Genomic DNA, 11,895 nt, shown 5'->3' on the forward strand with positions numbered 1-11,895 from the left:
TTTGAGGTATCATTCAAAGTTTACCATTTACAACTTGCGGAAACCACCCTAAATGAACCTTAAAATCATATAAACACCCCCTATTTAGAAACACCCCCTAATTTACACTAACACTCCCTAAATCCCCCTCTTCAGGGGGTTACCACCCCTCTGGACTCCCGGAAGGTGTAACGTAGGAGTTGCAGAGAAGCGCTCGCGAGTGAACTATGTGCGTAATGCAGACTGCGACTTGCGCTGTCTAGCTACCTGTTGTCCCTGTGGGACACATTAGAACGTGGACTGATGCAGAGGTGCACTAGAGCTGATGAGTGCTGCTGCTCGCTTTCGTCCCTTTGGGGCACGCTCTACGTTTGGTGCGATGCATAAGGAAAAGCCCCTCACTCTGCTAGTGAGGGGCTTCATGTAACTTCGTTACATATCCATTTTTCGTTGCATATACATTTTCAAGTAACTGCGTTACTTATTAACCATACTAATTACTTCGTTGCCGTTTCCTCAGGTGCCGACACGTTGTCAACGCGAGTCACCGTCAACTCGCCGTCCTTCTCATCGATGATGAGCGTATGACCTTTGGAAATTTTGCCCATCAGCAGATCTTCGGACAGACGGTCCTCGATATGCTTCTGGATCGCTCTGCGCAGCGGACGTGCGCCGTACGCTGGATCGAAGCCTTCCTTCGCGAGGAATTCCTTCGCTGCATCGGTGAGCGTGAAGTCCACTTCTTGCTCGCGCAGACGCTTGCGCAGCTCGTCGGACATGAGCGTTACGATCTGAGAGATATGCTCCTTCTCGAGCGAATGGAACACGATCGTCTCGTCGATCCGGTTCAGGAACTCCGGACGGAAGCTCTTCTTGAGCTCTGCCAGCACTTTATCTTTCATGATGTTAAAGTCGCGGCCTGCATCTTGTGCTGCTGTGAAACCAAGCGAAGAATTCTTCTTGATTTGGTCAGCGCCGACGTTCGACGTCATGATAATAAGCGTGTTGCGGAAGTCGACTACCCGGCCTTTGGAGTCCGTCAGACGGCCATCCTCAAGCACTTGCAGCAGAATGTTGAATACTTCCGGATGTGCTTTCTCAATCTCGTCAAGCAGCACAACCGAGTATGGCTTGCGGCGTACTTTCTCGGTCAATTGACCGCCTTCTTCGTAGCCGACATAGCCTGGAGGCGCTCCGACGAGTCGCGAAGTCGAATGCTTCTCCATATATTCCGACATGTCGATGCGGATAACCGCATTCTCATCGCCGAACATCGCTTCAGCAAGCGCACGGGCAAGCTCCGTCTTACCAACACCTGTTGGGCCAAGGAAAATAAACGAGCCCATCGGACGCTTCGGATCTTTCAGACCTGCGCGCGCTCTGCGGATCGCGCGGGATACCGCTTTGACCGCTTCGCTCTGACCGATGACGCGGTCATGCAAGATGTCTTCCATCTTCAGCAAGCGCTGTGTCTCTTCCTCAGCAAGCTTCACTACCGGAATACCGGTCCAGCTCGCTACGACCTGCGCAATATCTTCAGGCGTTACTTCGGAATCGGTGCGGCCTTGCTTCTCTTTCCACTGATTCTTCGTCACGTCGAGCTCTTCGCGAATCTTCTGCTCCGTATCGCGAAGCGCTGCCGCTTTCTCGAACTCCTGGCTCTGAACAGCGGAGTCTTTCTCCTTGCGGATATCCTCCAGACGGTTCTCGAGCTGCTTGAGATTAGGCGGTACGGTGTACGATTTCAAGCGTACTTTGGAGGACGCCTCATCGATCAAGTCGATCGCTTTATCCGGCAGGAACCGGTCTGTAATATAGCGGTCGGATAGCTTAACCGCTTGCTCAATCGCTTCATCCGTGATCTTCACGCGGTGATGCGCTTCATAACGATCGCGCAGACCGTGCAAGATTTGGATCGCTTCTTCCGGCGACGGTTGGTCAACTGTTATCGGTTGGAACCGGCGCTCCAGCGCAGCGTCTTTCTCGATGTATTTGCGATATTCGTCCAGCGTCGTTGCACCGATACATTGCAGCTCGCCGCGCGCAAGCGCAGGCTTCAGAATGTTCGAAGCATCGATCGCGCCTTCCGCTCCGCCCGCACCGATCAGCGTATGCAGCTCATCGATGAACAGGACGATGTTTCCGGCTTGGCGGATTTCGTCCATAATTTTCTTGAGGCGGTCTTCGAACTCGCCGCGGTACTTCGTTCCGGCTACGACGGAGCCCATATCGAGCGTCATTACGCGCTTGTCGCGCAGCGTCTCCGGAATTTCGCCTGCGATGATCTTCTGCGCGAGTCCTTCGGCGATCGCTGTTTTACCGACCCCTGGCTCGCCGATCAGAACGGGATTGTTCTTCGTTCTGCGGCTAAGCACTTGAATAACGCGTTCAATTTCTTTGCTGCGTCCGATAACCGGGTCCAGATTGCCGTCTTTGGCATATGCCGTAAGGTCACGGGCAAGTCCGTCCAGTGTCGGAGTGCTTACATTCGCCGGTGCGCCATGATTGCTGGACACGGCTTCGCTGCTGCCGAGCAGCTGCAGCACTTGCTGACGTGCTTTATTTAAGCTAATGCCGAGATTGTTCAATACACGGGCTGCAACGCCTTCACCTTCACGAATAAGGCCGAGCAAAATATGCTCTGTGCCGACATACGTATGGCCCAATTTACGAGCCTCATCCATCGACAGCTCGATAACCTTCTTGGCACGCGGCGTGTACGCGATATTGGTCGGCTGCTCTTGTCCGCGGCCGATCAGTGTCTCGACTTCGTCTTGTATTTTCTCAAGGCTAAGGCCCAGGCCGATTAGAGCTTTGGCTGCGATTCCTTCCCCTTCTCGGTTCAGCCCGAGCAAAATATGCTCCGTGCCGATATTGTTATGACCGAGACGAACCGCCTCTTCCTGTGCGAGTGCGAGCACTTTCTGCGCTCGTTCCGTAAATCTTCCAAACATCATGTTCATACACCCCCATGATCAGTTTCACTTTGTAACTGCTTGCGTATAAGTTCCGCTCGCCGGATATCCCGCTGCTCAGGCGTCATCTTTTCACGAAACACCTGCTGAAGAAAGCCCGGCTGCGTTAATACCATCATTTCATTCATTACCTGCGGAGACACTTCTCGAACCAAGCCAAGATCAATGCCGAGCCTAACATCGGAAAGCCGCTGTGCCGCTTCCTTCGAATCCATAATCATCGCATGCGACAATGTGCCGTAAGAACGGAGCACCCGATCCTCCAGGCGCACCCGCGACTCCTCCAGCAAACGCTGGCGTGCCGCTCTCTCGTGCTCAATTATTTGCCGCGCGACGCTGTGCAGATTCTCGATGATTTCCCCCTCGGACTGACCGAGCGTAATCTGATTCGAGATTTGGAACAAGTTCCCGAGCGCTTCGCTGCCCTCGCCGTAAATCCCCCGCACCGCAAGCCCCACTTGCTGGATGGCTGACAGAATCCGGTTGATCTGCTGCGTAAGCACAAGGCCCGGCAGATGCATCATCACTGAGGAGCGGATGCCCGTTCCGACGTTGGTCGGACAGCTCGTTAAGTAGCCTCTTCGTTCATCAAACGCGTAATCAGTAACCTCTTCAAAAATATCGTCAATGCGGCTCGCCACCGTCCATGCTTCCTTGATCTGAAAGCCTGGATACAAGCATTGAATGCGCAAGTGATCCTCTTCATTCACCATTATGCTTATCGACTCGTTATCGCTAAGCATCACCGCGCCGCAGCGCGATTCATTCGCTAAGTTCGGGCTGATCAGATGCTTCTCCACCAGAACTCGACGTTCCAGTTCGCTTAGCTGGGAGAGCTCGATCGTCTCGAATGGTCCGTAGCTGTCTAGTCGGCCGTTCGCAGCAACATCAGTAAGCTGCTTCATGACCTCCTGCGCCTGCTGTGAGGTCGCAAGCATCGGAAACGGATGACCCGATAGATTGCGGGCAATGCGGATTCGGCTGCTGATGACAACATCCGTGTCCGGGCCGTTGCCCTTCATCCAGTCGCTTAGCGCTTCTTCGACATAAGACCGCTTCGACATCGTTTCATTTCACCTTCCTAACCGTGCCTAAACATCGGCTATTTTGCGCTCCAGCTCCCGAATTCGGTCGCGTAACCCAGCAGCGGCTTCGAACTCCTGCTGCTCGATCTGCATGTTCAAATCCCGTTTGAGCTCATCGATCTCTCGTCTGAGCAGAATTTGAACACCTGTGCGCTTTGGAATTTTACCGACATGTGTCGTATTGCCATGAACCCGCTTCAGAATCGGGTCCAGTTTGCTTCCAAACTGGGTGTAACAATTACTGCAGCCGAACCGGCCCATCTTACTGAATTGTGTATAGGTCAGACCGCAATTGTCGCAGCGCAGCTGCTGCGCCGGTTTCGCGCCAAGCGCGTTCATATTGCCAACCGGTTCAAAATCCAGCAGGCCCGACAATAAGCTATGGATCGAAAATCCGTTCGCTGTGCCTGGAATTCCTTCGCCTCTCTCGCGAGCGCATGATTCACAAATATGGAATTCCGTCTTCTCGCCATTCACAATTTTCGTAAAATGAAGCGTAGCCGGCTTCTTGTCACATTCCTGACAAAGCATTCCGCACTATCCCTCCTCTTGCAAGGCTGCGCAGCTTACTTCACGAGCAGCGTAATCAGCATCGCCCGGAGTAATCGAGCCCGAATTTCGTCACGCAGCGGAAGCTTCACAGCAATGGTATCGCGGGACATCGCCGCACGGAGCAAGTTCGCTTCGCGCTTCGAGATATGCTTCCCTTCCTCCAGCTGATAGACGATTCCTTCTGCCGTATCCTGGTCCACTTGATCGCCGATTGTTTCGGCAAGATGCACTTGCAGAGCCGATAGCGTTGGCAATTCGATGCGCTGAATACGGATGTATCCGCCGCCGCCTCGCTTGCTCTCGACCATGTAGCCTTTCTCAAGTGTGAACCGCGTACTGATGACGTAATTGATCTGGGACGGAACACATGAGAAGCGATCCGCCAAATCATTGCGCTGCAGCTCGACAGCGCCGCCGGGGCTTTCCTTTAGCATATGCTTGAGATACTGCTCGATGAGATCGGAAATGTTGCGCATTTCGCCAACCTCCCTATGATGCCCTTACAACATTCTTGCTGCTCAAACAGCCGATTGTTGGAATCGTCAAAGTTTTTAGTCAAATTGACTTTGACTTTCTTTGACTTTAACTTTATTATACGCAAAATTGCCAAAAGGTCAAGTGAATTGCCACGGTTGTAAGTCTGATGTATCCCTTACTATCTTGGGCGGATTCGGTTCATTTATACCTTCAGCCATTCCCCCATATCCTCCGCTTATGCTGAGGCTGCCTCTATGTGCAAAAAAACAAAAAATTGGTATGATTGGTAAGCTCGCTTCATACGACGTATCTCATTGGAGGCACCTTAGTTTGGCTAAGAATTACTTTAAATCGAAGCTCTTCTTGAAATATATTTGGTCCTACCTATTCATTTTGTTAATCCCGCTTGTCTTGATGACGATTTTCATTTACAAAAATGCGGTCACCAATCTGCGTTCCGAAATCGAGCAATCCCGGCTGAACCAGCTGACGCAGGCGAAGGTCATCGTCGATGGGCGCATTAAGGAACTGAGCGAGATCGCCACGCGCATCACCTATGATAAACGGCTCACGCCTTACCGCGTCCATGATCCCATCTTCAGCGGCGAAGCCATTCAAGGGCTTGATCAATATAAATCAACCAGCTCCATTATTGATGAGATTCTGCTCTACTTCCATAACGACGAGAAAATCTACTCGAGCATTGGGCTCTATGACTTCGACGTCTTCGCAGGCGCGTATAACTTCCAGAACTGGCCGAAGGATCAGCTTTACCATGACATCAACACCGTCAAGTTCCCGACGATGCGCCCCGTCGATCAAGCTTCGAAGACATCGACGTCGAAGAAGCAGGATATCCTTACTTATCTCGTGCCCATCACGCCGAATAGTCCGACGCCTCATGGCACGGTCATGTATCTGATTCAGGAATCCGAGCTATCCAGTCTGATTGATACCGTCCTTGGCAACTATCAAGGACTCACCTATATTCTCGATAGCGCCGGACATATCCTTATCGATAACCGCCAAGGAGAGGCATTGACCGATTCCGCGGTGAAATCACTGATTAATCTCCCTCCGGGTATTCATGAACGGTCGATTAATGGCGAGGCGCACTCCGTCGTATCCGTCAAATCGGAAACGAATGGCTGGATATACGTCACCGCGATGCCAAGCTCGCAATTCTTCAGCAGTGTGCTGCATGTACGAAGCTTCATCATTATGCTGTTCTGCATCACCGTGCTTGTCGGAGCCGCGGCCGCCTTGCTGCTCGCAAGGATGCAGTATCAGCCGATCTCCAATCTTGTGGAGTTCGCCTCTTCGAAGTCGAGAGCGGAACGCTCTCATGGCGGGGCTGCGGCTTCCGGGAATGAGCTGGACCGGATTCGGTCAGCACTGCAGGAATATAGCTCACGTATCGATCTGCAGGAGCCGTTCGCCCGTAACCATTTCTTGTCGATGGTGCTGAAACACGGCTATGTGCAAAGCTTGTCGCCCGAGCTGCAGCAAGCATTCGATCTGCGGTTCGACCGTTCCCATCATTTTGTCGCGGTTATCGGTTCAGGGAGGACGAATGCAGCAGCCTCGAACGATAGGGTGAAACGGCATGAACGGATTCAATTGTTGAATCAGATCGAGATTCCCGAGCTGCGAGCGGTCGGCTACGGCGTTGAGCTTTCGCAGCTCGACCAGTTGGGACTGATCGTCAGCTTCGATCTAGACGATGGAACGGATGCATTCGATCGCGTTCGCGACATCATTGAAGCCATTCGAACGTCGCTGCTCGATATTATGGACGACATCAAGGCGATCGGCGTCGGCACCTGCTATGAGAGCCCTGACCAGCTGAACCAGTCCTTCATCGAAGCCTGCTCGGCCTTCGAGCTTCGGGCATCAGCCGAACCTGGTGCCGTCGCTTATTTCGAGAAGCTCTCCGATACGCCGAACCAAGCGGATTGGATTCCGAGCAATACGTTAATGAAGCTCTCCCAGAGCTTGAAGCAAGGCAGCTACGATGTTGCTGCCCAGATCATAGGATCGGCGATGCAGAACCTGCAGTCATCGCAAGTATCCGCTCTGCTCATACGCTGCATCTGCTTCGATCTGCTCAACGCGATGCTAAGAACCGCATCGGAGCTTGGCATCACCAACGTCGCGCAAGATGTCGCCACCGCCGCGATTTCCGGCAATGCTCCGGACGAGCTGGAGCGCAGCTTCCTGACGCTGGCCTCCCGTATTTGCAGCCAAGTGGAGCAGAACAACCAGAAGGAAGAAGCATCGTTGATGGACCGCATCACGGCGTACATCGATGAGCATTATGCCGATCATTCGCTCAGCCTTGAATCTGTTGCTTTTGCATTCAGTGTATCGCCTTCGCATGTCAGCCGCTCCTTCAAGGAGAAAGTGGGACTCAACTTCATTCAATACATCTGGCAAAAGCGGCTTGAGGAAGTCATCAACCAGCTGAAGACGACCAGCGATCCGCTGAAGGACATCATCCTTCGCGTCGGCTATCAGGATACGCCTAACTTCACTCGCAAGTTCAAGAAGGAAACCGGTTATACGCCGGGACAATACCGTAAGTTGTTCTCCGAGAACGAAGAAGTCCGGCAATTATCCGATATCGACGAAGACTAAAGACTAAAGACTAAAGCAAATAGCCAACCCCCGGCCAAGCAGCCGGTAAGGTTGGCTATTTTTTTTCATACAATCCTGCAGAATCGAATTACTTGCTTGCGTTCCAAGTGTCGTACGCGCTTTGATAAAGCTCGACGATCCGGTCGCTGCCCATCTTTTTCAGCTGTGCTACATAGTTATCCCAGTTGGTAAGCGGCTCTTGTCCGGTTACGAACTTCGCTTCCATTTGCGTCACATAGGTGCTCAGATCGGACAACAGCGTCGTCGCTTCCGTTTGTTGTTCATTGGTCAGGTATACGTTAGGGAACGGCGCTTTCGCAATCGGCGTCAGCTTCGTTGCCGTTTCATTATCGAGCCAAGCGTCAAAGTCGCTTTTCAGACCTTTCGTCAGCTCGGATGAACTCATACCCGGTGTCACAATGCCGTAGTTTGGCGTAATGGTTCCGCGCACTTCTTCACGGTCCTTGCCACCCTCAGTCGGAAGCCATTCTTTCTCATGCGTATCTGCATTCTTATACTTCCAGAGGAGATTCTCCGGACCTTGGCCAAACAATGTTGCGCCTTCATAGCTGTAGAGGTAGTCTACCCAGCGCATCGATGCTTCCGGCGCCGGGTTCGTGCTGGAGATCGCAAACGTACCGTTTGAGGAGAGACCTGGATGCTTGCCATATACCGGCGAGCCTGCGATTTCGCTGCTTACCGGCGTCATCAGCGGGTTGTCGCCGCTAGCTTCGCCGCCCAGCGTGAAGTACGGGAACCAGTCGTTAAACAACGCAACTCGGTTGCTTGTTCCTTTGGCTTTCTTCTGGTCGCCGGTTTGCGAGAACGTCTCATGATCCAGAAGATCTTCTTTCCATAGACGGTTCAGGAACGTCAAGTAGCCCTTATAGCCTTCTTCTTGCGGCGTATAGTGTACCTTGCCATCCTTGTCCGCATAGTACTGCTCATTGTAGATGCCCCAGAAGCCGAGGAAGTACATACGCAGATCATCCAGCTTCACGGAAGTGAGCGGAACTTCGTCTTTCTTGCCGTTGCCGTTCGGATCTTCTTCTTTCACTCGCTTCAAGTACGTGTACAGCTCATCAGTTGTCTTCGGCTCTGTCGCATTGAGCGCTTTCAAGAACTTGCCGTTATACCACATCGGGCCGCGGTACCATACTGCGGACAAATCGATGTTCGGCAGCGCATAGATATGACCATCCGGCGTCGTGAACGACTTACGAATGTCTGGATGTTCGTCAAAAATTTTCTTGAGGTTCGGCGCATAACCGCCATCAATGTATTTTTCAAGCGGTACAAGCGTTCCTTGTGAACCGTATGTCACTTGCTCTGCAGCCGTGAGATCCGCTGCGTAGAAAATATCCGGCAAATCGCCGCTGGCAAAAACAAGATTCTTCTTCGTTGCAAAGCTGTCGATCGGCGAAAGCTGGTACTCCATATGGATGCCGGTCAGCTTCTCCATCTCTTGCAGAACAGGCATCTTGTTCCAATCCGCAACGCCCGCGTCCTGCGACATCATCTTAAGCGTCACCGGCTGATCTACGATCGGAAAGCCATCTTTCTTTACGCCTTCCGTACCTTCGTTGGCATTCGCACCAGCGTTCGTGCCTGCATTGGCGCTTGTATTTGCGCCTGCGTTTGTATTACCACCTGCATTTGCCGCGCCGTTATTTCCGTCGTTCGATCCACATGCTTGAAGCATTGTGGTTGAAGCCATAAGACTAAGGAGAATCAATGATGCCTTGCGAACGTTTTTCAATGACAACAACTCCCTCTTTCTTCTTGTACTTAATTATGGTAAGACCGAATCAGCCTTTGACTGAGCCGATCATAACACCTTGAACAAAATAACGTTGTAAGAACGGGTAGATCGCAATAACAGGCACTGTCGCCACGATAATGACGGCATATTTGACGAGAGCGGCAATCTCTGCCTTGTTGTTCAGTGCTTCGGCGGATGATGAGTCTATCGCGCCTCCACCTTGCGCAGCCATCTCTTGCAGAACGAGAATTTGGCGCAGAACCAGCTGCAATGGATACTTGGATGTATCGTTCAAATAAATGAGAGCCGAGAAATAACTGTTCCAGTTGCCGACTCCATAAAATAAAGCCATAACCGCGATAATCGGCATCGACAGCGGAAGAACGATTCGGAGAAACAGCCGCATGTTCGTACAGCCGTCAATCTGCGCCGCCTCTTGCAGCTCACTCGGAAGCGTACTCTGGAAGAACGTGCGTGCCACGATGATGTTCCAGATGGAAGCCGCCGACGGGAGAACGATCGCCCATATCGTATTGACGAGGTGCAATTTCTTCACTAGCAGATAAGTGGGTACAAGCCCTCCGCCGAAGAACATCGTCACCATGAACAGCCCCATGAACAGATTGCGTCCAACAAAATCTTTGCGGCTTAGCGCATAGGCTGCCGGCAGTGTTACTGCAAGATTGATCGCCGTACCGACAAGCGTATAGACAACCGTGTTGCCGTATCCGACCCAGATGTTCGCATTCTCGAACACTCGCTTGTAACCGTCGAAGGTGATACCCCTTGGCCATAACCACATTTCTCCGGAGCCGACCAGCTTCGGATCACTGATCGAAGCGCTGACCATATACACGAGCGGATAGAACACGATGAGAAAAGCCAGAAATACGTAGATATAGTTGAAAGCTAGAAAAATTTTGTCGCGACCACTTTCTTTTACGCCTGATAGCATGTAGAAACGCTCCTCCTCTCTACCACAAACTGTTCTCGCTCACACGCCGAACGACTTGATTGACGACGATGAGCAGCACCGCATTGATGACTGAATTAAACAAGCCGATCGCGGTCGAGAAACTGTACTGTGCGCTTACAAGACCTGAACGGTACACGAATGTAGAGATGACATCCGATGAAGTCATGTTGAGCGGATTTTGAAGCAATAGAATCTTCTCGAAACCGACACCCAGCAAGCTGCCCATGCTCAAAATAATCAAAATCGTCATCGTCGGCACAAGCGTCGGAATGTTGATATGCCGCACACGCTGGAACCGCGAAGCACCGTCAATGATTGCCGCCTCATGAAGCCCCGGATCGACAGCGGACAGAGCAGCCAAATAAATGATCGTTCCCCAGCCTGCGCTCTGCCACACATCGGACAGCACATACATCGTCTTAAACCATCGCGGATCCGTTAGAAAATCCGGTGCCGTGAATCCTAGCCCTTCAATGATATGGATCACGATCCCGGTCGATGGAGAGAGAAACGTAATGATCATCCCCACCATGACGACCATTGAGATAAAGTGCGGCGCGTACGTCACCGTTTGGGCCAGCTTCTTAAAGAAACCATTCCGAACCTCATTGAAGGCGAGCGCCAAAATAATCGGAATCGGAAAACCGACCGCAAGCGAGTACAAGCTAATGCTTAAGGTATTCCATAGCAGATCCCAGAAGTAATAAGAATGAAAGAAGCGATCGAAATGGTCGAATCCGACCCATGGGCTCCCCGTTATTCCTTTTGTCGGGATGAAGGTTTTGAATGCGATTTGGATGCCGTACATCGGTCCATAGCAGAAGAGCAGGAAGTAGATCAGCGCGGGGGCAATGAAGATGTAGAGCTCCCAGTTCTGAAAGATGCCCTTCCACGTCCTTGTCAGCCGCGAGCGTTTCATCGTTCGATCGGATGCCACTGCGGAACCGCTTACAGTTACCGTTTTTGTATCCTGCATGTCATCACTCCTTTCGTTTTTCTATATTGATAACGTTCTCATTTTGTCGGCTTAAAGCTCTTCGATTTACGATGCAGAAGGCCGTGCTAACGCTTACATCGCTACGATAGCGGAATTGTTAATGCATCGTAAATATGTCGTTTTGTATGTACAGATATCCCGCATAAACACTGGGGTTGCGCAAAAATGACAAGCGGATAATGTGTTGTTTTTGACGGTCAAAAACAACCAAGTTGCTTGATCATCAATAATGACCAAGCGATTAATCGGAGAGAACATTGCACATCAGGAGCGGACTCATTTCTTCGAGGATGACTTCGAGGAAAATGGCTGCTGCACCAGTGATCCGGTGCCATACTTTAAGAAAGGGAACCTCGAATAGAAACAACAAAAAACCGACCATACGAATATGGTCGGTTATCTGTGCTTGGCGACGTTCTACTCTCCCAGGACCCTGCGGTCCAAGTACCATTGAC

At 51.6% G+C, this 11,895-nt stretch carries 9 protein-coding genes; 1 reads left to right on the forward strand and 8 read right to left on the reverse strand.

The window, feature by feature from the left end; genetic code table 11:
* Positions 1–476: 476 nt before the first annotated feature.
* The 4 genes from A8990_RS23550 to A8990_RS23565 are packed head-to-tail and all read right to left on the reverse strand — an operon-like array spanning position 477 to position 5,067.
* Positions 477–2,936 carry an ATP-dependent Clp protease ATP-binding subunit gene (locus tag A8990_RS23550; protein ID WP_116191483.1) on the reverse strand — a complete coding sequence of 820 codons (2,460 nt, stop codon included), beginning with the start codon at positions 2,934–2,936 and terminating at the stop codon, positions 477–479.
* 2 nt (positions 2,937–2,938) lie between these two features.
* Positions 2,939–4,018: a protein-arginine kinase McsB gene (mcsB, locus tag A8990_RS23555; RefSeq protein WP_116191484.1), complete on the reverse strand. Its 1,080-nt coding sequence runs from the start codon at positions 4,016–4,018 to the stop codon at positions 2,939–2,941.
* Positions 4,019–4,045: 27 nt separating this feature from the next.
* Positions 4,046–4,570: a protein-arginine kinase activator protein McsA gene (gene mcsA, locus A8990_RS23560; protein ID WP_116191485.1), complete on the reverse strand. Its 525-nt coding sequence runs from the start codon at positions 4,568–4,570 to the stop codon at positions 4,046–4,048.
* Positions 4,571–4,605: 35 nt separating this feature from the next.
* The gene (locus tag A8990_RS23565) at positions 4,606–5,067 is read right to left on the reverse strand and encodes a CtsR family transcriptional regulator (RefSeq protein ID WP_116191486.1); all 462 of its coding nucleotides are present in this window, start codon (positions 5,065–5,067) and stop codon (positions 4,606–4,608) included.
* A gap of 331 nt (positions 5,068–5,398) precedes the next feature.
* On the opposite strand from A8990_RS23565, the gene A8990_RS23570 reads away from it, so the two are divergent.
* Positions 5,399–7,705: a helix-turn-helix domain-containing protein gene (locus tag A8990_RS23570; RefSeq protein ID WP_116191487.1), complete on the forward strand. Its 2,307-nt coding sequence runs from the start codon at positions 5,399–5,401 to the stop codon at positions 7,703–7,705.
* An 88-nt stretch (positions 7,706–7,793) separates the two neighbouring features.
* Here A8990_RS23570 and A8990_RS23575 read toward each other — a convergent pair whose 3' ends face one another.
* The 4 genes from A8990_RS23575 to A8990_RS31860 all read right to left on the reverse strand — a co-directional run.
* A complete protein-coding gene (locus A8990_RS23575; RefSeq protein ID WP_181909746.1) occupies positions 7,794–9,464 on the reverse strand; it encodes a type 2 periplasmic-binding domain-containing protein in 1,671 nt (556 codons plus the stop codon).
* Between the two features lie 49 nt (positions 9,465–9,513).
* Entirely contained in the window at positions 9,514–10,422 is a 909-nt protein-coding gene (locus A8990_RS23580; protein ID WP_116191488.1) for a carbohydrate ABC transporter permease, read from the reverse strand.
* A gap of 19 nt (positions 10,423–10,441) precedes the next feature.
* On the reverse strand, positions 10,442–11,362 hold the full coding sequence (locus A8990_RS23585) for an ABC transporter permease (protein ID WP_245996169.1): 921 nt from the start codon (positions 11,360–11,362) through the stop codon (positions 10,442–10,444).
* Positions 11,363–11,681: 319 nt separating this feature from the next.
* Positions 11,682–11,895, reverse strand: a 214-nt coding sequence (locus A8990_RS31860; RefSeq protein ID WP_220376840.1) for a hypothetical protein, incomplete at its 5' end; no start/stop codon positions are given.

It is taken from the genome of Paenibacillus taihuensis, from assembly GCF_003386535.1.
Lineage (GTDB): Bacteria > Bacillota > Bacilli > Paenibacillales > Paenibacillaceae > Paenibacillus_Z > Paenibacillus_Z taihuensis.